Annotated in this window: 17 protein-coding genes; 1 reads left to right on the top strand and 16 read right to left on the bottom strand. The window is 37.0% G+C overall.

Annotated features, from left to right (window positions below; genetic code table 11):
- Window positions 1-9 precede the first annotated feature (9 nt).
- The 8 genes from LD272_RS10915 to LD272_RS10880 form a co-directional block, all read right to left on the bottom strand.
- A complete protein-coding gene (locus LD272_RS10915) occupies window positions 10-876 on the bottom strand; it encodes a branched-chain amino acid ABC transporter permease (RefSeq protein ID WP_226036650.1) in 867 nt (288 codons plus the stop codon).
- An 89-nt stretch (window positions 877-965) separates the two neighbouring features.
- Complete coding sequence (locus tag LD272_RS10910) at window positions 966-2,165, bottom strand: ABC transporter substrate-binding protein (protein WP_226036649.1); 1,200 nt, start codon at window positions 2,163-2,165, stop codon at window positions 966-968.
- A gap of 28 nt (window positions 2,166-2,193) precedes the next feature.
- Window positions 2,194-3,075 carry an NAD(P)-dependent oxidoreductase gene (locus LD272_RS21630; protein ID WP_369413971.1) on the bottom strand — a complete coding sequence of 294 codons (882 nt, stop codon included), beginning with the start codon at window positions 3,073-3,075 and terminating at the stop codon, window positions 2,194-2,196.
- 14 nt (window positions 3,076-3,089) lie between these two features.
- The gene (locus LD272_RS10900; protein WP_226036648.1) at window positions 3,090-4,565 is read right to left on the bottom strand and encodes an aldehyde dehydrogenase; all 1,476 of its coding nucleotides are present in this window, start codon (window positions 4,563-4,565) and stop codon (window positions 3,090-3,092) included.
- 208 nt (window positions 4,566-4,773) lie between these two features.
- Complete coding sequence (gene tcuA, locus LD272_RS10895; RefSeq protein ID WP_226036647.1) at window positions 4,774-6,285, bottom strand: FAD-dependent tricarballylate dehydrogenase TcuA; 1,512 nt, start codon at window positions 6,283-6,285, stop codon at window positions 4,774-4,776.
- Window positions 6,286-6,506: 221 nt separating this feature from the next.
- Window positions 6,507-7,121, bottom strand: a complete 615-nt coding sequence (locus LD272_RS10890; protein ID WP_226036646.1) for an RraA family protein — start codon at window positions 7,119-7,121, stop codon at window positions 6,507-6,509.
- Between the two features lie 1,057 nt (window positions 7,122-8,178).
- On the bottom strand, window positions 8,179-9,321 hold the full coding sequence (locus LD272_RS10885; protein ID WP_226036645.1) for a hypothetical protein: 1,143 nt from the start codon (window positions 9,319-9,321) through the stop codon (window positions 8,179-8,181).
- A gap of 62 nt (window positions 9,322-9,383) precedes the next feature.
- On the bottom strand, window positions 9,384-11,156 hold the full coding sequence (locus LD272_RS10880; RefSeq protein ID WP_226036644.1) for a pyrroloquinoline quinone-dependent dehydrogenase: 1,773 nt from the start codon (window positions 11,154-11,156) through the stop codon (window positions 9,384-9,386).
- A 172-nt stretch (window positions 11,157-11,328) separates the two neighbouring features.
- Here LD272_RS10880 and LD272_RS10875 point away from each other — a divergent pair, with 172 nt between their 5' ends.
- A complete protein-coding gene (locus LD272_RS10875) occupies window positions 11,329-11,766 on the top strand; it encodes a cupredoxin domain-containing protein (RefSeq protein ID WP_226036643.1) in 438 nt (145 codons plus the stop codon).
- A 145-nt stretch (window positions 11,767-11,911) separates the two neighbouring features.
- On the opposite strand, the gene LD272_RS10870 is transcribed toward LD272_RS10875, so the two are convergent.
- From LD272_RS10870 to LD272_RS10835, 8 genes are all read right to left on the bottom strand, one after another.
- Window positions 11,912-12,418 carry a YkvA family protein gene (locus LD272_RS10870; protein ID WP_226036642.1) on the bottom strand — a complete coding sequence of 169 codons (507 nt, stop codon included), beginning with the start codon at window positions 12,416-12,418 and terminating at the stop codon, window positions 11,912-11,914.
- A 270-nt stretch (window positions 12,419-12,688) separates the two neighbouring features.
- The gene (locus tag LD272_RS10865; protein WP_226036641.1) at window positions 12,689-13,864 is read right to left on the bottom strand and encodes a sugar ABC transporter permease; all 1,176 of its coding nucleotides are present in this window, start codon (window positions 13,862-13,864) and stop codon (window positions 12,689-12,691) included.
- Between the two features lie 12 nt (window positions 13,865-13,876).
- Entirely contained in the window at window positions 13,877-15,397 is a 1,521-nt protein-coding gene (locus LD272_RS10860; RefSeq protein ID WP_226036640.1) for an ATP-binding cassette domain-containing protein, read from the bottom strand.
- 82 nt (window positions 15,398-15,479) lie between these two features.
- On the bottom strand, window positions 15,480-16,544 hold the full coding sequence (locus LD272_RS10855) for a sugar ABC transporter substrate-binding protein (protein WP_439647392.1): 1,065 nt from the start codon (window positions 16,542-16,544) through the stop codon (window positions 15,480-15,482).
- A gap of 613 nt (window positions 16,545-17,157) precedes the next feature.
- Complete coding sequence (gene xylF / locus LD272_RS10850; protein WP_226036638.1) at window positions 17,158-18,249, bottom strand: D-xylose ABC transporter substrate-binding protein; 1,092 nt, start codon at window positions 18,247-18,249, stop codon at window positions 17,158-17,160.
- Between the two features lie 30 nt (window positions 18,250-18,279).
- Window positions 18,280-19,812 carry a response regulator gene (locus LD272_RS10845; RefSeq protein WP_226036637.1) on the bottom strand — a complete coding sequence of 511 codons (1,533 nt, stop codon included), beginning with the start codon at window positions 19,810-19,812 and terminating at the stop codon, window positions 18,280-18,282.
- Window positions 19,790-21,259, bottom strand: coding sequence for a sensor histidine kinase (locus LD272_RS10840; RefSeq protein ID WP_226036636.1), 1,470 nt, complete (start codon window positions 21,257-21,259; stop codon window positions 19,790-19,792). Before LD272_RS10840 ends, LD272_RS10845 begins: the two co-directional genes overlap by 23 nt.
- Window positions 21,256-22,230: a substrate-binding domain-containing protein gene (locus tag LD272_RS10835; protein WP_226036635.1), complete on the bottom strand. Its 975-nt coding sequence runs from the start codon at window positions 22,228-22,230 to the stop codon at window positions 21,256-21,258. The genes LD272_RS10840 and LD272_RS10835 overlap by 4 nt, the downstream gene beginning before the upstream one ends.
- Between the last annotated feature and the right edge of the window lie 42 nt (window positions 22,231-22,272).

Below are 22,272 nucleotides of genomic sequence, written 5' to 3'. Positions count from 1 at the left end.
CCTCACTTTCTATGATTTTTCTGGAAATAAACCCGTTGGTTTTACAAATAACATTAGGAGCATAATTCCGTAGGCTATTGCTTGTGCATAACTTGATATATAATAGTTCGCAAACGATTCTGCAACACCTATAATAAGTCCACCAATCATTCCGGCATAAATATTTCCCATACCTCCTAAAATTGCTGCTGCAAATCCTTTAACGGCAATTGGAAGACCAATATATGGTGAAGCCCCACTAATAGGAGCAATCATCATTCCCCCAATACCACTTACAAGTGCACTTAGAGTGAAACCTATTATCGTCATACGTGCAACATTAATCCCACTAACTTGCGCACCTTCTGGATTGATCCCTACTGCTCGTAACGATTTACCTGTCATCGTGTAATGAAAGAAATACCAAACGACAAGAACCAATACGAATGAAACAACAATTGTTGTTAAATTTTCTGGTAAAATACTTAAATTTCCAAAATAAAGGGGTTCACGCCCCATCAAGGGACGTACTCCGTATATTTGTTTTCCTAGTAATAGTCCCATTCCTTCTGTTAAAACCGTTCCGAACGCAATGGTACCTATAATGATATGAAAAATAGATGAACCACGTTTCTGTAAGGGAGAAACCAGAATGAATTTAAATAGCTGAGCCAATACAAACATGGACCCAACGATAATTAAAAACGTCGATATATAACCAAATTCACTTAATGCTACACCGAAAAAAGCCATCATTGCCCCAACCATTACAAATTCACCTTGCGCGAAATTCACAATGCTTGTGGTATTGTAAATAATCAAAAATGCCAAAGCAACGAGACCATAAATACTACCTGTGGAAACCCCCGCAATAATTAGTTGTAAAAATGTATCCATTCCATCACCTCTTCTACATAATTTTAAAAGTTAGAGCGGTCTCCCACTCTAACTATTAACTTATTCGTTATTTTTAATAAGTAAGGTTTTTATTCAACTTTTACAAACTCACCATCTTTAACTGTATTAAAAATAATAAAGTTTTCATTTGGCGCAACATGTTTGTCAGGACTATAGGATGCAGTGTGATCGATACCACCAGAGACAGTTTCGAAATCTGTAATTGTTTCTAACGCTTCAGCTAACTCGACTCCACCTTTACCTTCTGTAATCTTGAGACCTTCTGCTAATAGTTTGACCGCATCATAGCCTAACACCGAAAAAACATGAGCAGGGTCGTTATCTTCGCCATACTTTGCATCATAAGCTTGAATATATGCTTGTGCTTCTGGTTTATCCGGATCCATAATAGTGGGTAGAATTACTCCCTCTGTAGCATCTCCTGCTAAATCTATAAAGGAACTCATATTTAAACCACGACCTCCAAGAATCGGAAGATCTAACCCTACTTGGTCAGCAGTTTTTACAAATAAAGCTGCATCATTTCCTAAAGTAACAACATAAACCGCATCAATACCCTCTGCGTTTTTTAACTTTAACGCTTGTGAACTCAAACTTTGTGCCCCTACTGGGTGTTCAACTTTCTCTATGATTCCAATTCCTTCCTCATCTAAAACGGTCTCAATGGATTCTAAAGCACCTTGACCATAGGCTGAGTCATCTACTATAACGCCAATATTTTCATATCCTTGCGACTTCATGAATTCAACGATCGCTCTTACGTCATAAGTATTATTCTCAGACATGGCAAACGTAGTGGCAAAAGAGGATTTTTCAGGGTCCAATAAATTGTCATTTTGGGCAATCGAGATCATATTTGGAATTTCGTATTTAGCAAATACTTCACTATTTGCTAAGGCTGGCCCTGAATTTGGACCACCCAATACTGCGACTATTTCTTCCTCTGTAGATAACTGTTGTGCTATTGTCGTAGATTTTGCAGGATCTGCTTCATCATCACGTGCCATAAGTTCAATCATCTTACCGTTAATACCACCAGCGTCATTTATTTCTTCAACAGCTAGTTCCATTCCGTTTTGTGCCGGTATTCCCATTGTGGCTGAACCACCAGATAATGGCCCAACAAACCCAATGTTAATAGTTCCTGCCTCTGTTTCGGAATCCGAATTTGTGCCACTTTCCTCCGCTTCCCCACCATTACATGCTGAAAGAAATAAGACCAAAATCCCCATTAACATAAAAAGATATATTGACAGTTTACCTCTCATATAAATTCCTCCCCATTTTATTAGTTATTTAAATTAATAGACGCTGTTGGCATAATTTAATAATTGCCACAATGTCTTCATTTGCTAATCCGCTATCTTTTGCCTCTTGATAATTCTGTTCTACAAATGACGCTACTAACAACTTTAAATTTTGATTACCAGCCCACTTTAATGCCAAGTCAAGATCTTTTTGTCCTAATTCAATGGAAAACAAAGAAGAATAATCTTCCGCAACAACTTTTGGAAATCTTTTGATAAAATGATGTGATTTTCCACCAGTTTGACTTAAAATATCGTATAACTTTTGTGGATCAAGACCATATTTCATTCCAACAGCAAAAGCCTCAGATGCAATAAGAACATTCCCCATTGTCATCATGTTATTAATCAATTTAACTGCTTTTCCCTCGCCAACCTTTTCCCCTACTAGCAATAATTTATTTCCAATCTTATTAAGAATATCTTTACATAATGACTTCGTATCATCATTCCCAGCAATGATTAGAGTTAGCTCTCCTTTCTCCGCCTCTCTTGGTCCACCACTGATAGGGCTATCTAAAACGCTTACATTTTTTGCTTGCAGTTTGTTAGCGATGGTGACAATTGTATCTGGCAATACTGTACTTAATTCAATCAACACCTGACCATCTTTCGCGTTCTCTATGAAACCTCCATCACCAAAGATAACGTTATTTAAAACTTGATCATTTGGAAGACTTGTTACTATAAATTTAACTGTACTCATTAAATCTTCAATACTATCGGCAAAAGTTGCACCAAGTTTACTCAAGGATTCTCTCTTAGCAAAATCCACATCATAAACAACGACATTTAATTTTTGATTTATTAATCTTCTTGCAACAGCCCCACCAATATTCCCCAGCCCTATAACTCCAACTGAATTATCGATTTTAACACCTCTTTTTAAACTTGTATGGAAAATGGATCTCTAATATCATTAGAAAGGTTAACCATTACATTCTTCACCTGAGTATAGTCTAGTAAGGCGTGATAACCTCTTTCTCTACCATGACCACTCCTTTTCATGCCTCCAAATGGGGCTTGTGCAGCAGTGACACGGTATGTGTTCGCCCAAACTACCCCAGATTGTAGTTTTTTTGCAAAACGATGAATCCTTTTTACATCTTTGGACCATATTCCAGCAGCCAAACCATATTCAGAATCATTCGCAATAGTAAGCGCTTCCTCTTCATCAGCAAATGGGATTACACTTAAAACAGGACCGAATATTTCCTCTCGAGCAATCGACATATCATTATGAACGTTTGCAAAGACTGTTGGAGAAATGAAAAAACCAGAACGTAACTGTTCATTAATAACCCTCTCACCGCCGCAAACTAATTCAGCTTTTTCTTCCTTTCCCTTCTTTATCATTGAAAGTATGTGCTTGAACTGTTGCTCATTCGCAACAGGTCCCATCTCTGTAGCTTTATCTAAAGGGTTGCCAAGGATAATTCCTTTCGCTTTGTCAGTAATCTTTTCGATAGCTTCCTCGTAAATCGATTGGTGTACCAATAAGCGAGAACCTGCAATACACGTTTGTCCCCCCGCTGCATAGATTCCTGCAACAGCACCTATGATTGCAGCCTCCAAATCTGCGTCTTCAAAAATAATATTCGGTGACTTTCCACCTAACTCCATTGTTACAGGAATTAGATTTTCACTAGCATTTCTACTAATAATTACACCTGTTTTCACTCCGCCAGTGAAACTGATTTTGTTTACTTCTTTAATTTTAGTTAACGTATCACCTACTTTTCCATCACCTGTAACAATATTTACAACACCGTCCGGAAACCCGGCTTCTTGAACTAACTTTCCAATTTCTAATGTTGTTGCACTTGTATGCTCAGAAGGTTTGATAACAACTGTATTACCTGAGGCAAGTGCCGGAGCTAACTTATTGGCAAGAAGTGATACTGGAGAATTCCAAGAAGTGATCAGAACCGCAACACCCAATGGTTCTCTAAGTGTATAATCCAATAGCTCGTCATTATCTAAAGGAATTACCTCTCCATTTAACTTGTCAGCATATCCCGCAAAAAAACGATAATTACGGGCAGCAAAATGCATTTGTGTCTTTGTTTCTCTAATCACTTTGCCATTGTCCGTTGTTTCAAGTTTAGATAAATACGTTGCATTCTTATCAATTAGATCTGCCAATTTAAACATTAAGCTAGCTCTTTTCAAACCATTCATTTTACTCCAAACGTTCTCAAATGCTCTTTTAGCTGCTTTTACTGCCAATTGCACATCTTCATCGGAGGCTTGTGGAATCGTAGCCCACATTTTTTGATTAAAGGGATTAACAGTTGGAAAGGTTTCATTATTTGAACTGTTCACCCATTCTCCATCTATTAGCATTTGATAATTTTTCATCATTTTACCTCCCCTTTACTTTGTTTAATACAAAGATTGTTCGAAAAAGCTATCCATTCAATGAAATTTCATTCACGCTTTAAGTAAGCATTACCATTTAGTTTTCTATTTAACTAGTGATGGTATATTTGTATTTTAATGTACATTTTAATATTTAGAAAATACCGATAATTTATAATGTAGTATAAAAAATATTTATTCATTACATTTAATTGACTATATTATTTTTTACTTTATCTTTTATATAAGCTACAGAAGATGTCCCTGCTGTTTTTCCAAATACCGCACCGGACATTAGTCCAGAACCACCCGGGTAGTTTTCATAAAAGATACCACCAATCATTTCTCCTGCAGCATATAATCCTTTAATAGGCATGCCATCTTCATTAAGTACCTCTGCATTTGTGTTTGCTTTTATACCTCCAAAGCAAAAGGTCATACCACAAGTTACAGGGAAAGCGTAAAATGGTCCTTTTTCTATCTTTAAAGCCCAATTAGACTTAGGAGGAGTAATTCCTTTAGTTCCCTTTCCATCTTTCACGGTTGGGTCATAGTCTCCGTCTTGAACTGAGTTATTATATTTTTTAATAGTCTTGATAAATTGTTGTTGCTCCACATCAAGCTTAGCAGCAAGCTCTTCAATCGAATCCTCTTGGTAAAATGTTGCTTCCTCTCGATCATATTCAGCACGAAGCATTGGCCGGACTTGTTGATCGTATATTTGGTAGGCAATGTTGCTAGGTTGCTTCAATATTTCCCGACCATATTTTGCATAAGTATAGTTACGAAAATCTGCTCCCTCATTGACAAAACGCTTTCCGTCTTTATTAATCATAATTCCTAACGGATAAGAGTGCTTTTTAAAGATATCGCCCGGTTTTGTGAAATCTCCTACTTTTGGTGCATTTGCGTCAGTTCCTATTGCATGGCCCATGCTCCACTGACCAAAGGGCTGAACACCTACCTCCATAGCCATTGATAAACCATCACCAGTGTTAAATTCAGTGCCACGCAGAATCGCGTGTTCCCATTCACTTCCCATATATTTGGCACGTAGTTTTTTATTAGCTTCAAAGCTACCACATGCTAGAATAATAGATTTAGTTTCAACAAGTGTTTCTTCACTTTGTTTATCCACCAAAATTGAATTAACTTCGCCATCCTTCATATTAATTTTTACAGCAGGTGATTCATACCAAACATCTATTCCAAGTTCTTCTGCGCGGTCATTCAATTGTTGTATTAAACCAACTCCTTTTCTGCTAGTTTTAACAGGTAAGCCACCCCAAAAGTGAAATTTTCCGTTTTTTTCAAACGACTGATTATCATAAATTAAATCAAAACTAATTTTATGACTCTGCATCCACTTAATTGTTTCATAAGATTTATTTACTAAATGATTTGCTAGTTCAGGGTCTGATTGTTTTTTTGTTGCTTCCATTAAATCATTGTAGTATTTTTCTTTGGTATAAGAAGGCATCACAATTTTTGCTGCCTCCTCATCAGTGATATTTGGAATCACTACCCTCAAATCATCAAGTCCGTTAAATGCAAACCGGATTGCACCATCGGTAAAATAGGAGTTCCCTCCACGTTTTATCTTGGGACCCTTTTCTAGAACAAGGACACTGGCACCATTCTCCCTGGAAGCAATCGCCGCGCAAAGAGCTGCATTACCAGCACCAACCACTACCACATCATAATTAAAAGCTTCTGACATTCTCTCTTCACCTCTAAATTAGTGTTTTAGTTAATTTTTTGACTATTCAAATTATTTTCGTTAAAGCTAGCATAAAACAAGTTCACTCATATGGAAAATACCAATGTTTTATCAAAATACATAAAAAAAATCTATGAAAGAAATTCAATTGATAAAATGAAAGACTTAATGTATTTCTAAAGAGACAACCTTCTTATTTACAGAAAGCTAATTGGCAACTGTCACTTAGTCAATAAATCATTTATGTATTTTCTACATTCTTCAGGATTACCTAGTATTTTATTGGCTCGCTTTTCATCACTTTGCATTTTTTTAGTTGCTTTCTTAATTATTTCTTCTTCTTTTTGCTGTGGTATAACTACAACACCATCGACATCACCTACTATTAAATCTCCAGGTCTCACTACCTGCCCCCCACAAGAAATAGCTATATTTGTTTCTCCTGAGCTTCTTTTTTCACTAGCGGCAACTGTAGTACCTTTACAAAACACTGGAAAATTCAATGCACAAATTCCCTCTATATCTCGGACAACTCCATCGATGATAACGCCACTCAGCCCTAACGTTTTTGCTAAACCAATAACAAATTCTCCTCCGGAAGCATATTCAGGATAGCCTTTTGAATCAATAACTAAAACATCACCTTTCTTTGCTTCTCCAATTGCTTTTAAAACCAACTTGTTATCTCCAGCTCGTACTTTAACCGTATAAGCTTCCCCATATACTTTCATATTATTTTTAACTGGTTTAATTGATTGTTCTAAATTACATAAGCCATTCAAAGCATCTGAAAAACATGTTGTTGGTACATCTTTTCTTCTTACTTTCTCCTCCATACGGAACACCCCATTTTTTATCACTGTATTTCATAGGACCTTTTTAAAATCACATTAAATAGACAAAATCGGTTACTAACAATTGCTGAGGTGTGTCAATTGATCTAACACTCCCTTCATTTTCACTTATTGGTAAGCGTTTACAAAATATACTGATGCACTCATTTCTATTAGTTCATTGATAGGAATATCCTAAGTTCGAGCTATTTTAACCGTTGATTCTAATAAATTGCAGTCGCTGTCTTCTCTTTTATTAATCCTGACTGTTGAGTGCTACTACTCACAGCAGAATCTATCCTACTATCTCGTAAAAAAATCGGAGTTGCTATACATGAGACTTCACTTTCTCGAAATATCCAGCTTGTCCTATCTTTCTAATTTTTTGTATTTTGTTCGAGTCTACTGTTGTGTTTATGGAGTAATAAGCATTGAGTAGAAAAATGGTTTTCAAACAATATCTGAACACTATAGGTCATTAATATTTTACCTATACTTGTTAAATGCCGTGGGGATGGTAAAGATAAATGAAAATAGAAGAGTAAGTCAGCCTGCGTTTTCTGCAAAACTACAACAAATGTCATCATCTATAAACTAATGACTTTTAATGAACGCTGTTTACTAAACTGCTTGCTAACATTATATTTCACAAATTTTTGAAACGCAATAATTTATCTAAAAATTATGAATTTTTAATAAACTTATTTTATTTGTTTTTAGATTCGACTGCTCCATGATGCATCTTATCCTACTAACGCCTCAAAGAAGTACACTACTTCATGTCGAGCATCAACGGAACCTAAAATTCTTCAGGGTTAGGTTCACACCTTTGACATCCTTGGTGTAAAACAAATGAAGTTACTAACATAGCTAGTATTACAAACAAGATGCAAATTTAGATTATAACAACAAGAGAGCATTACAAACTTTAGTTTCGCGAAATGAAAAGAGTAATTTTTAAAATTAGAATTGGTTTTTCCTTTCGCTAAATTAGCTCTCTTGTTATTTTGCCTTCTATTTCCGCAGCACATATAAATCTTTCACCATAAATATATACATATTAGCTATTTTGCATTGGAATTATTTCATCCGGCTCTGATACAACAGGATCTGGAATAATGCTGGACTTTAAAATATCCCCCGGTTGAATTGCTTCTTCATGAAATTTACGGTACATAATTTGATAGAAGCTCGGATTTTTCTCCCAAGCTGTTTTCGGAAGCGTGACCGTGAACGTTCCATCTCTCTTTGGAATCGAGATTAAATAGTCAGCATCTGTATTTAAACCAAACAAATTCCCTTTAAATAAGGCACCAGGAGCCGTTTGGGCAACCAATGTTGGTGGTTCGTCTTTAATTACTGTTCCTTCGCTTGGTAATATTATGCTAAGTTCTATTCCATTTTCGTCTGGAAATAAAAATGTCTTTCTCGGCGGCAACGTGTAGGTTATCCCTTCATGATAAACATAGAAATAGTGATTTTCGTCATCTTCAGGGATATAATACATGGCAAATTCACCTTTTTCGTTACTTGGATCACTCATCGTAAAGCCTTCTACGCCGTCTCGCCTTAAATTTACAGTACCACCTTCTACCGGTGTCCCATCCTCATTTTTAATAACACCCGCAACCGAAAATTTTTCCACGCCAAATTTAGGGTATTTTTCTCCTTCTACTGTTATCGCCTGTGCATGTACATTCACCAAGTCACTATTTTCTTCATTTGTTACGACCTCATCGATAACGATTGGGTGATGAACCGACATTACAGTTTCTAATTGCCCGATTTTTTCCTTTTCTTCTTGGCTCAACGCCTCTCCGTCAATCGTTGCATCATCAAGGTCCACCACACGGATTGTATTTTTCTCAACCATATTAGCATCGAGAGTTAAGGTGAATTCCCCTTTTTCATCTGTTTCCGTTGTTCTTTTGTCAGAAATTTGAACGACTGCACCAACAACCGCTTGACCATTAGCTGTTAATTTCCCAACGTTTTCTTCATGGTTAGAATTATCCGGTTTCCACTCCACAACTTGAAATGTATCTTTTTCTAATGATAATTCTGCCTCTATTTCCTTTTCGAGTGTTAATTCTGTTTCCATTTCTTTTTCCGGTGTTAATTCTGCTTCCTTTTCTTTTTCCGTACACGCAACAAGTGTGAGAGCTATTAAGGATAATAAGAGAAAAGACATCTTATTTTTCATATATAATCTCCTTTTCAATTTAAAAATAGGACGAAGATTCCTTCGCCCTATTCAATTTTTAATTATTCACCAGTGTGTGCGTCTTCTGAGTCGGCTTCAGCAGATTCACCTTGTGATTTATCTCCACCTAATGCGAACAAGAAGATTTGCGGCTGACTTCCAGCTGACGTGATCATCATATAAGACTTGCCATCTTTTTCAAAGAACGATGGCGCTGCTGAAATAGTGTCACCAGTTGTTTGAAAATCCCAAACAACCTCACCAGTCTCCGTTTCAATTGCTTTTATTTTCCCGCTTAGTTCTCCGAAGAAGGTAAGACCTGTTGTTGTACTTGTTAAACCACCGCGCATTATTTCGTTTGTTTCGATTTGATATTTAATTGTTCCATCATTTAAATCGATTGCCGTAACTGTTCCATATCCCTCAATACCTTCAGGAGCTGGTGCATATGATGTTCCAAACGCCATTGCTCCGAAAAATTCAGAAAAATCGTTATTTTGTGCTTCTTCCTCATTCTCCGCTACTTTTATGATACTAGGCTCTTCGATACCAGGAATTAACACTAAGTTTAATTCTGGATCAAATGTATCCGGTGCATAATTTTGCCCACCCAAAATACCAGGATAAACAAGCACGCCTTCTGTTGTTGGGGTTGGATGATCACTCTTACCAAACAATACATTTCCATATACTTCTTCTCCAGTAGCCGCGTCATAAGCAAACCATTCCGAAGCCTTCGTTCCTACGATAACTAATTTTCTTTCTTCACCGTCAACTGTAGCCTTAACAATTGATGGACTATCGGCTGTATCGTAATCCCATAAGTCGTGCGCCATTTGTTGTTTCACCCACACTAACTTACCAGTATCTGCTTCAACAGCTATAACTGAATTTGTATTTGGGTTTGCTCCTGGTCGCTTTTCCCCATAAAAATCAGGTGCAGGATTACCGGCTGAAAAATAAACAATACCAGTTTCTTCATCAACACTTGGTGGCATCCATACTGCGCCGCCTCCGCCGAACAAACCATTCGCTAACCAACTTTCTCCTTTTGGAGGTACTGTCCAAAATGGCTCATCCCATGCAGGTGTTAAATCACTTGATTTAAATGCCATTTCAAAACCACGCACACCATTATCTCCACCTGATGACCCAACAAACACTTTGCCATCATAGTAAATCGGTGCAGTTGTTTCATAATACCCATTTTCAGGTGTTAGGCTAGGGTAATAGTCGCTTAAGTGAATGAAATCAACAGTTTCTCCTGTTTCTTGATCAATCGAAACAAGGCCAACATCACCTGTCAACATGAATACTTTTCCCTCTCCTATAGCAACGCCTCGATTAGATGTTGGCATACCCATTCGCTCCGTTGTTTCAGTAATTTCGGCTGGTGGCTCCCATTCCCAAATAACGTCACCTGTCAGCGCATCAAATGCGTAGACAAAGTTCCCGCTCGTCGTAACGTAAGCGGTTCCATCTACAACAAGTGGAAAGTTCTGGTTACCGTTTGGAATGTTCTCATTTATCTCTTTAAAATTTTTACTCCAAACTAAACCAAGTTCACTTACGTTTTCTGCTGTTATTTCCTCAAATGGAACGTGACGATTTAAACCTAAATCATATCCAAATGTTGTCCAGTTAGTATATGTTGGTTCAGCTGGTTCTTCCGTTTTTGGTTCAGTCTCTTCGATTTCAGTTTCAGTATCGGTCTCGGTTTCTTCGACTTTGTTTTCCGCTTCTTCCTGTTTAGTTTCCGGCTCATCACTTTGACAAGCTGTTATGAAAAAAATACTAAGTAAAAGAATTAAAGCAATTTTTAACTTAACCCCCATTATTAAAATCCTCCCTTATATATTTTTGTTTTCCGTTTATATATATTATTTCAAACAACTATTAATGATAGAACACTATACAATAATTAATATATTTTTTACTACAATAAAAGAATTAAATAACTAGTTGATTACATATATATATTATATTTACTTATAAGGGGAGATTAATTTGAAGAATAAACTTTTCATATTGTTAACATTATCATTTCTGTTTTTTGTTTTAACTGCTTGTACAGAAAAAGAAGAAGTAGAAAATGAACCAGCCTCAGCTGAAACTGAAGAGCCAGAAAATCCAGAGGAAAGTGAAGAACCTGTAGTTTCAGAAGAAGTCGAACCAACAGGGGAAGTGGTAGAAGTGACAATAACTGCCACTAATTTTGAATTCGATATAAAAGAAATTAAAGCTAATGTTGGAGATACTATTCTTTTAACACTTGAGGATGGTTCTGGTGGACATGGTATAGGTATTGACGAGTTTAATGTAGACGTTAGCGGTGGGAATACCGTTGAGTTTGTTGTTGATGAATCAGGTGAATTCCAGTACTATTGCAACTTAGTATGCGGGGTAGGTCATGACAAAATGATTGGTACTTTAATTGTTTCTTAATCTAATCGGAAATTGTCTTTTTAGATACTGAGGACAAGGCACAATTCCCTGCTTTTAAGAGACAAATTAAACTTTAGGAAGATAAAGATGAAAATCAGCCTGAGAAATTTATTCTTCAGGCTGATTAATCAATACTTTTCTAAAACTATAATGTATCATCTATTCCAGATGTATCTATACCTTCACCAAACAAATCAATAAGCTTATCTTTCGCCTGTTTTTTTATATCATCATCGACATACATTGCTATTTGATATAATGCTGCGGAAAGTACAGCTAAATCATCAATAAAGCCAGCACCCAAAGCAACATCTGGAATTAAATCTAAAGGTAGAATAAAATAACCAAGAGCTCCGGCAATAGTAGCTTTCAACTTATATGGAACCTCAGGCTTTAGCATTGTGTAATAAAGGATTAGAATGGTATATACAGCTGTTGATCCTGCCTTCTTAGAAATTTTTTGAATCTTTTTCCATAACCCATCTTCAGAATAATACTTTTCATGTTCTTGAATTCTAGAATCATCCATGTTTTCAGCTTCAAATTTTAGCTCCTCTACCTTTGAATCATCTATATCAAATTCTTCTATATCTAATTCTTCTTGATTTAGGTCAAGATTATTCTTCTTTTTATTTCTAAACTTCTCAAACAAATTCTATCCCTCCATCATCTTTCTATCATTTTATTATTAGCTTTCGCACCTATTTTACTTAATTAGCTGTAATGCCTGTAGATTGGAGTATTGTCATTGACAAGAAATATAGGCATGAAAAAACATTCCATCTTTCGTATAGACAAGAATTACATTACCTACAGAAGAGATGCTTCCTATATGATATAGGATACCGACCAAAACAAGCAACTAGTAAATAAGCCGGCTGATCCATTTGAGTTCAAATAGACCAACCGGCTTTGTTTATTCTTATCCTCTTTGTCTTCGTGTCATTACATCAAAAATAACTGCGAGAGCAAGTACGCCCCCACGAATCACATATTGAGGAGCAATTCCTACCCCCATCAAGTTCATACCGTTTGTTAGAGTGGCCATAACAATCGCACCGATGACAGCACCTGTTACTTTACCGACTCCACCTGCAGCGGATACACCACCAACAAAAGCAGCTGCGATAGCATCAAGCTCAAATAAGGTACCTGCAGTTGTGGTGGCTGATTGTAAACGAGCTGTAAACAAAATCCCCGACAAGGCAGATAGCATACCCATCGAACCGAATACAAGGAACGTTATTTTACTGACATTAATACCACTAAGGTGCGCAGCTTCTGGGTTACTACCGACGGCATAAATATGTCTTCCTATTACTGTCTTTGTTGTAACGAAATGATAAACAATGACAACTAGAAGAATAATAACAACTGTCCAAGAGATGCCATTATAACCTGCTAATAGCCAAGTAATATAGGCTATTATTGCTGAGACAAAAACTAACTGAATAGTAAACATCTGTTTTGAAACTACATCAAAGTTATATTTGATTTTATTTTTTCTGGTAGATATTGCACTATAAACGTAAAATAAAATTCCTACCGCTCCGACAATCAAAGAAAACAAATGTAATCCGCCGACTTCCATGATCGAAGGAATATATCCGTTACCTATCGCATTAAAAGCATCATTATCCACAATTATTGTTCCTGTTTTTTCAGTTGCTAATAGGATTGCTCCCCGGTAGATAAGCCATCCTGCTAATGTTGCAACAAAGGCAGGGATTCCAACTTTGGCTACAAGAAAACCTGTGATGGAACCGGCAAAGATCCCTAGTATGAGAATAATTGGAATGACAATATAGATTGGTAATCCAAGTTGCATAAGTAGGATTGCTGCAATCGCACCAAGAAAACCAGCCAGAAATCCAATCGATAAGTCAATATGGCGTATAACAATAACTAGCATAACACCGACAGCGAGTACTGCAATATAACCAGCTGAGTCTAGTAAATTACTTATATTTCGTGAAGACATGAATAATCCATCTGTCAGGATTGAAAAAGTGACCATGATGATTAGTAAGGCAATATACATTCCATAATCACGAATATTAGTTTTAATTACGTTCTTCGCTTCATTTAACAAATTCATTTATTCTACCTCCTATTGCGTCGCAAGCTGCATAATATTTTCTTGATTGGCTTCCTCTTTTGACAACTCACCTTTAATCTGACTTTCTGCCATTACATAAATGCGGTCACACATTCCTAAAATCTCACCAAGTTCTGATGAAATCATAATAATGCTCATCCCTTTATCGATTAGTTCATTCATGACATTATAAATTTCGAATTTAGCACCAACATCAATACCGCGAGTTGGTTCATCTAATATTAATAGCTTTGGACTTACAAACAGCCATTTTCCTAATGAAACCTTCTGTTGATTACCACCACTCAGATTACCAACCAGTTGTTGTATCGATGGTGTTTTAATACCTAATGATGTTCTATATTCTTCTGCGACTTTAATCTCCTCGTTTTCATTAACTATTCCTTTGGAGGAAATACCCTTTAAATTGCCAGCAGAAATATTATTTTTTATATCCTGTAATAAAAACAAACCATTGCCTTTTCTGTCTTCGGTCACGTAGGCTATTCCAGCTTTAATGGCATCACTTGTGTGCTTAAAATTGGCAGGCATGCCATCCACAAACAAATCACCTTGTAACTTATAATTTTTTGCATTTCCAAAAATACTTTGTGAAAGCTCTGTTCTCCCCGCACCCATCAGGCCGGCTAAGCCGACGATTTCTCCCTGCTTGACGTGAAGATTGACATCTTTAGCTACATGACGCCCTAAATTTGGGTCATAAGCGGACCAGTTACTTACTTCTAGTATTGTTTCACCTAATTCTTTCTTAGCTCTTTTCGGATAAACATCGTCAATTTCCCGTCCAACCATATTTTTAATAATTGCAGCTTCGTTAATTTCTCCTTTAGATGCATCCAATGTACAAATCGTTTCCCCATCTCGGAGTACCGTCGCCTTATCTGCGATTGCAATTACTTCTTTTAGCTTGTGGGAAATCATAATGCAAGTAATTCCTTGGTCTTTTAAGTCGCGTAACAACTCCAAGAGATTCTCACTATCATTTTCGTTTAGTGCAGCTGTCGGCTCGTCCAAAATGAGTAGCTTTACCTCTTTACTCAATGCCTTGGCAATTTCAATTAATTGCTGTTTACCTACTCCTAAAGTATTGATTAATGTTTCAGGATTTACTTTTAGTTTAACTTTTTCGAGCAATTGCTTTGATTTAACAATTGCTTCGTTCCAGTCTAAAATTCCATTACTTTGTATTTCGTTACCTATGAATATATTTTCATAAACTGCAAGATCTGGAAATAACGCTAGTTCTTGATAAATAATTGCGATACCAGCATCGACGCTATCACTTATTTTGTTAAACTGTTGTACATTACCATTAAATACGATATCGCCTTCATAATTTCCATAAGGATAAACGCCGCTAAGGACCTTCATCAGTGTAGACTTTCCGGCACCATTTTCTCCTACTAGACAGTGAATTTCTCCTCTTTCCACTTTGAAATTGACATTAGAGAGCGCCTTTACACCTGTAAATTCTTTTGATATCTGGTTCATCTCTAAAATATAATCGCTCATGTTATGCCTCCTTAACCAGACAACTTAACAATTACGGAATAGTGATAAATTATTATCACTATTCCGTTCCTAAAATTAATTATTATTCTAATCCAGTAAATTCACTAGCTTCATAGTATCCAGAGTCAATAATTTCCGATTGTACGTTGTCCTTATCAACACTAATAACATCTGATTGCATTGCTGGTACATCAATTTCTCCGTTGTCGTAAGAACCAGTTGTATCAGGTGTATCTCCATCTAAGATTGTGATTGCCATTCCCATAGCATCTTTTACTAACGTACGAACATCTTTAAAGACTGTCATCGATTGTTTACCATCGATGATGTACTGGATAGAAGCTTTCGTTGCATCTTGTCCTGAGATAACATAGCTTGTAACCGAACTGTCTTGTGAGAATACATCGGCAATAGCACGAGCCGTGTCATCATTTGGTCCAAGTATCGCTATATCACCTTTCATGTCATCCCCAGCTGCAGTTAAGTGTGTTTCAGCTTTATTCTTAGCTTCGTTCGGATCCCAGCTAGTAGTAAGCTGACTAACGATTGCACTCATTTCTTCACGCGTTAATTCTGCTTTATCTTGTAGAGCTTCAGCTTCGCTTGAATTAGCAATGGTAAATGTGCCATCTGCAATTTTAGGCTGAAGTACATTCCATGCTCCTTCAAAGAACAAGTAAGCATTGTTGTCAGATGCTGCACCAGCATATAAGTATAATGGAATTCCAGATCCTTCTGAATTATCGACTAAATATTGTGCTTGAGCTGCACCTACTGCTACACTGTCAAATGTTACATAGTAATCAACAGAATCTGTATTAGTAATTAAGCGGTCGTAAGAAATGACAGTAATACCCTCTTCTTTAGCAGCATCTGCTGCTGCCGCTGCTGAGTCACCATCCTGAGGAGTTATAATTAATACATCAATTCCTTTACTAATTAAGGTTTCAACATTCTCTTTTTCTTTAGCTGAAGATCCTTGGCTGAATAAAATTTCAGTAGTATAATCTGTTTCTCCGATAGCCTCTTTAAATCTTTCTTCATCTTGTACCCATCTTTGTTCATCTTTTGTTGGTAATACGATACCAACACTAAGATCGTTACTTCCTCCACTTTCACTACTACAACCTGCAGCAATAAGAACCATAATTGCAACTAATAAAACAGGAATAAATTTTATTCTTTTTCTCAATTTCTTAACCCCTTTCAAAATTATCTTTTTATTTACTTCCACGCCAAATATATCATCGATTCCAAGTAATGAAAACGCTTTCTTATAGTAATATTTTATTATTCATCTGTAATTTTTTAACATTGAAAATAACTTGAAAAGTTTAAGCTAAAGAAACGTTACGAGTTATACGATCATTACGATTAAAAGGAATAGGTGCTATTTCATCATCAATAACAGAAGTAAGTGAGCTGGAGCGAGGAATGAAAGGGACTCTGTTTTTAACGCTGGGTATGATGACCTTGGCCTTGGGAGTATTTCATTTTAATAAAAGTATTAAAAAAGTGGAAAGAATCCTTCCAGATCGGGAAAATGCGAGTTCTTGAATATAAACCGATTTTCATTCGTGTATGTGAATGTATCGATATTGATTCAATGTCCTATTGTCTGAATTCATTTCTGGAGGCTTAGACTGTTCCCCGCAGAAAGCGAGCATTTTATAATTAGCGATGATTTACCGCTCATCTTACAAACAATCGAAGAAAGTCACTAGAAAGTTTTGTCTCGATTGATCGTAATAAAAAACCCTCTAGTGTTTTTTCGATTGATAGACTTCTTCTTTGGTATGGAACCCGTCTCGAATAATAGTCTTGTCTAAATTTGTTTGATCAACAGCAATTGGCGTAAGGAGAATCGATGGTACTTCAATCATACCGTTATTCACTTTCTGGTCGCTTGTAACAACTTCCCCATTGGCAAGTTTGACAGCAAGTTCTGCCGCTGTTTCGGCTAACAAATTAATTGGCTTATAAACCGTCATCGTCTGAAATCCGGCGACAATTCTTTGGGCTGCTGCAAGTTCAGCGTCCTGCCCGGCAACTGGGATTTTACCGGCAAGTCCTTGTTCTTCAAGCACCTGAATAATAGCACCTGCCGTCGCATCATTGGCGGCAATAACTGCATCAATTTGATTATTATTTGCTTTTAGTGCCATTTCCATATTGGCTTTTGCATTTGCCGGCATCCAGTCCTTTGTCCACTGGTCAAATACAACAGTAATAGCCTCTTTATCAATCAGTGGCTGCAGCACCTTAAACACACCTTTTTTTAACAAATGTGCATTATTATCGGTTTCTGCGCCTCCAATATATACATAGTTACCTCTTGGAACTATGCTCGTAATCGCCCTTGCTTGTAGCTCTCCGACTTTCTCATTGTCATAGGAAACGTACATATCAACTTCAGCATTTTTAACTAAACGATCATAAGACAATACCTTAATCCCTGCTGAGTGCGCTTTTTTCACGATTGCTGCCGTTGACTCAGCGTTATGTGGGGTAACAACAAGCAGGTCAATTCCATTACTAATTAACGTTTCTGCTTGCCAAATTTGCTTGGCATCATCCCCATTTGCTGCTAGTATTTCCACTTCTGCACCAAGCTTTTCCACCGCTTTTTTGAATAGATCCCGATCCTTCAACCAGCGTTCCTCGAGTAACGTATCCATCGAAAAGCCGATTTTAATTGTCTTCTCGTCAGTTCCATTGTCAGCTGGCGTATAGGTATTATGTCTCAATGGTTCATTACTACTATCAGCCTCGTTTTGCTCACAGGCAGAGATAATTTGTGCTAGTACGAATAGAAGTAGCACGAAACTAGCTCGAAAGAAAAACCGCTTCATTTGTCTCCATTCCTCCCCCACCAAGCCCTTCTAACCATGAATGTTCTTACGATATTCTGTTGGCGACACGTGACACAATTTTTTGAACACCTTACTGAAGTAATTTGGATCGTGGTAGCCTACCTCAAAAGTGATTGCCTTTAAGCTTTTATCTGGGTCTCGCATCAACTTTTTTGCTTTTTCAATCCGGCACTCAGTTAAAAAATTTATATAATTAATTCCTAGTTGCTCTTTAAAGATTTTACTGATATAGATAGGACTCAAACCTACTTCCTTACCTATTGCATCCAGTGAAATATTTTGGTGAGCATGTTCAATGATATATTGTTTAATGTGTTCGATTGTATCTTCTTCTAGGTTTGCATGGCGATCCTGATATGACAGCTGTAACCTTTCTAGCAAGTGACTTGTTTCTGCACGTAGTTGCCTATAATCAGTAGATTGAAAGGAATAGATCGGTGAATCAAGTTCTACACCCATTTCACTTAGTACTTGAGAGACAAGAAATAGGAGTTCCATCAGATGTTGCTGTGTTTGCAGTATATTGGTGCCATCCTGCTCATAATGATTGATCAAGGTAGTTATGCTTGTATTCATTTCTTTCCATTGTCCATTACGGATAAGGTCAAAAAATTGTTGTTGATATTGCTTTGACGTTTGTTCATCGAAGCCTGGAACAAGTGAAGGCAAATCGTCGTAAAATCGGTATTTAACCGGCAGCAACATGTCCCGAGTTGCTATTAACGACTCTTGATAGGATTGCCGTATTTGATTTAACGAACTATAAACATTACCTATCCCAATAAACCAGCCAGCATCGCCATCCGGTTTTGCTAGTGTCAGAATTTCTCTAGCTAAAAAGGTAGCTTGGGCTCGATACGATTGGTCCTTTTTCCGGAAAACAATGATTGGTAGCTGGCGTCCGTATAAAGCACCAACCCACCCGCTTCCAGCTTTTCTAACCTTTTCTCTGATTGCAGAATAATAGACTTCTGAACCTAGTGGAAGCAAAAGGTTCATGATGAATTTTTCTTTGGTTATCTGCATGTCCAACATCTCGACCAACTCATTTAAATGCACTTCATGGACATGATCGAACAACAGCTGAGTAACGACATCCGTTTCAAAAACGGACATCGCTTTTTGCATTGTATGCTGTTGGTGCTTATCTTCCTCCAGTGATTTTTGTTCTTGTTCAATCTGATTGAGAACCTTATCCATTGTATCAACGATGTCTGAAACCTTACTCGGTTTCACCATATAATCAACAACACCTAGCTTCATTGCTGAATGTGCATAGTCAAACGTTGCATAAGCAGTAACCATAATAAATTTAATAGTAGGATAGTCGAGATTGATTTTTTTTATTGCTTCAAGACCACTAATACCAGGCATTTTGATGTCCATTAACACTAAATCTGGTTGAAACTCTGCTGCTGCTTCAATCGCAATTCTTCCATTCCTCGCTTGTTTGACTACGAGATCAGAGAAGTTTTTCTCCAAAATTGCTTGCAGTGCATCTCGTTCGACTTGTTCATCATCAACGATTAGTAGCTTTATCATCTTGATCGACTCTCCTCTCCTTGAAGATATGTATAATTACTTTTGTCCCACTTCCTACGTTACCTTCAATCTCAATCACATCCTCGCACCCATTGAAAAGTCGAAGACGCTTCACTACATTGCTTAACCCAATTCCTGACGCATGCCCTTTCATTGTGTCATGTTGTTGTTCCTCGTCCATGATTTGTCTAATCGTGTCTGCTGACATTCCAGGACCGTTATCCTCGACCTCAACTGTAACGCGGTCTCCTCGGTCTTTAACTCGGAACCAGATCGTACCACCATCTTCATTTGGCTCAACTGCATGTATCACAGCATTTTCTACAATCGGTTGTAACGTTAGTCCAGGTATTTCTATACCGAGACAAGATTCGTCAATCTCTGTATAAAAGGCTAACCTATCTGTAAATCTTGCTTTTTGAATATCAATATATTGATTCAAAACGTTGACTTCATCATGAAGCGTCATAGACTTGTCTAAATGCTTTAAGTTATATCGCAACAGGCCGGCAACACTGACAAGTAAATCACTTGTTTCTTCAGATCCTTCCATATAAGCTTTTTTCGAAAGGGTATTAAGTGTATTGAACAAAAAATGTGGATTAATTTGGCTTTGCAAACTGATGAGCTGGCTTTCTTTTAAAAGAAGCTTACTCTGCTGCAGTTCTTTTTCAAGCTGTGCTTTCTGTTTAATTTCTGAAATCAGATTATTAATATTATTTCTCATATGTTCAAACATTCTCGCCAAAAATGCTATTTCGTCTTTGGAATCGACCTCAATTTTTAAATCAAATCGTCCCTTTGACAATTCACTTGCTGCCCGTGTCAGCTTTTCGACTGGCCTAGTAATTTTTAACGAAAACCAGTAGGTATACAGTAATAACAGAAATGTGATTAACAATAGCAGCCATATTCCAAGCTGATTCAAGTCTTCTGATTGGTTAATGATCCCCCGGTAAAACCTGTCATATGTCTTTAGCTCTGTATCAATTAAAGTAAGTGTCATTTCAGATATATAGTCAGAAATATGCGTCGCTTCATTGAGTGCTTTTCTTGCATTCTCTGTTCCTGATTCTGTTTGAAAGATAATGGAACGATTAACTGTTTCGATCAAACTATCAATTAAATTAATATAGTTAGTCAACGCTAATTCATTCTCTGCGTTTTTAAAATTAGAAACCTCCTCTTTCATTTTCTGAATTTGTTCCTTACTACTGTTCATTTGTTCTAAATCTTCGGCTGTAGGAATCAGCAAGTAATTGTTTAATGATGTTACCATTTGCTGGCTTGAAATCGTTAATTCGTTCATCACTAAATACCGCTCGAGAATGTTATTATATTGATCTTGCATTTTTTGATTGTAAAAGGTAAGTGACATCCATATCGTTGCCATAATTAGTAAGACAACGATCGCAAGCAACCATATTTTCTTCTGTATCGTATTCATTGCACGTCCAACGCCTTTACCATCCGAATATCTGTAAGATAACCATCTAAATCTAGTGGAACAGTATCATTATTCAGCCATTTCATCATTAAATTCACACTTTTTTGTCCCATTTCATTTGGGGATTGCTCTATCATTCCATCAAGCTTTCCTTGTTTTAGAAGAGCTAATGATGCACGACTGTCATCAAAAGAATAAAGATGAAATGGTTCTACTTTCGAGCGTCTCTCTATCTCCTCGATTATATCCTCTGTAAAATTAGCATTAACCGCAATAAAAGCTTCAACATTTGGATATCGGTTCAATAAATCCTTTGTTAGAGCAATACCTTGCTCTCTACTATCTTCTGTTTTCGCTTCTATCAACTGGATGTTCGGATAGTCCTTTAGATAATCTTGAATACCCTGCAATCGTTGGTTCTGATAGAATTCCTGCCTGCTGTCGAGCATAAGAATAACTTCTCCGGTTGTTCCCATATCAGTTACGATTTGCTTTGCGATTAATTCCCCTGCTAAATATTGGTTAGAACCAACATAGGTTTTACGAAGACTTTCTGACGAGGGAACATCATTCGCGACGGTGATTATAGGAATTCCGTAAGACGCTGCTTTCACCTTCAATATTTCCTTGAACTCACCTGTATCCAACCCTTGTATGATAATGCCGTCAACTTTTGAATAAATAGCTATTTCAATTTGCTTTAAAAAATTTTCCTGGTTATTCTCATAGCTCCCCCATACTTCAAGGGTTGCACCTTCTTTTTCTGCTTGTTCTCTCGCCCCGGCACTAACCTTGTCCCAAAAAGGAGTATCGAGTTCCTGAGTAATGAGAACCAGACGATTAGTTAGTTCTTGTTCCGATTCTTTCGGTAGTTGCCAATTCGTTCTATATGCATCAAGTGCTGAGTCAATCGTAAAATAAAAAAGAACAGCACAAATGATAACGATTACAAAAGTGATCATATTTCTCATAAAGCGATACTCCCTCTACTACAAAATACAGGACAGAGGAAC

Source organism: Aquibacillus saliphilus, assembly GCF_020404745.1.
Taxonomy (GTDB): Bacteria; Bacillota; Bacilli; order Bacillales; family Amphibacillaceae; genus Aquibacillus; species Aquibacillus saliphilus.
This window is presented reverse-complemented; position numbering and strand designations above follow the sequence as displayed.

Bases quoted from the DNA above. Each gene is read 5' to 3' on its own strand.
- LD272_RS10915 (WP_226036650.1), bottom strand. From the start codon at position 876: ATGGATACATTTTTACAACTAATTATTGCGGGGGTTTCCACAGGTAGT.
- LD272_RS10910 (WP_226036649.1), bottom strand. From the start codon at position 2,165: ATGAGAGGTAAACTGTCAATATATCTTTTTATGTTAATGGGGATTTTG.
- LD272_RS10900 (WP_226036648.1), bottom strand. From the start codon at position 4,565: ATGAAAAATTATCAAATGCTAATAGATGGAGAATGGGTGAACAGTTCA.
- tcuA (WP_226036647.1), bottom strand. From the start codon at position 6,285: ATGTCAGAAGCTTTTAATTATGATGTGGTAGTGGTTGGTGCTGGTAAT.
- LD272_RS10890 (WP_226036646.1), bottom strand. From the start codon at position 7,121: ATGGAGGAGAAAGTAAGAAGAAAAGATGTACCAACAACATGTTTTTCA.
- LD272_RS10885 (WP_226036645.1), bottom strand. From the start codon at position 9,321: ATGAAAAATAAGATGTCTTTTCTCTTATTATCCTTAATAGCTCTCACA.
- LD272_RS10880 (WP_226036644.1), bottom strand. From the start codon at position 11,156: ATGGGGGTTAAGTTAAAAATTGCTTTAATTCTTTTACTTAGTATTTTT.
- LD272_RS10865 (WP_226036641.1), bottom strand. From the start codon at position 13,864: ATGAATTTGTTAAATGAAGCGAAGAACGTAATTAAAACTAATATTCGT.
- LD272_RS10860 (WP_226036640.1), bottom strand. From the start codon at position 15,397: ATGAGCGATTATATTTTAGAGATGAACCAGATATCAAAAGAATTTACA.
- LD272_RS10855 (WP_439647392.1), bottom strand. From the start codon at position 16,544: ATGGTTCTTATTGCTGCAGGTTGTAGTAGTGAAAGTGGAGGAAGTAAC.
- xylF (WP_226036638.1), bottom strand. From the start codon at position 18,249: ATGAAGCGGTTTTTCTTTCGAGCTAGTTTCGTGCTACTTCTATTCGTA.
- LD272_RS10845 (WP_226036637.1), bottom strand. From the start codon at position 19,812: ATGATAAAGCTACTAATCGTTGATGATGAACAAGTCGAACGAGATGCA.
- LD272_RS10840 (WP_226036636.1), bottom strand. From the start codon at position 21,259: ATGAATACGATACAGAAGAAAATATGGTTGCTTGCGATCGTTGTCTTA.
- LD272_RS10835 (WP_226036635.1), bottom strand. From the start codon at position 22,230: ATGAGAAATATGATCACTTTTGTAATCGTTATCATTTGTGCTGTTCTT.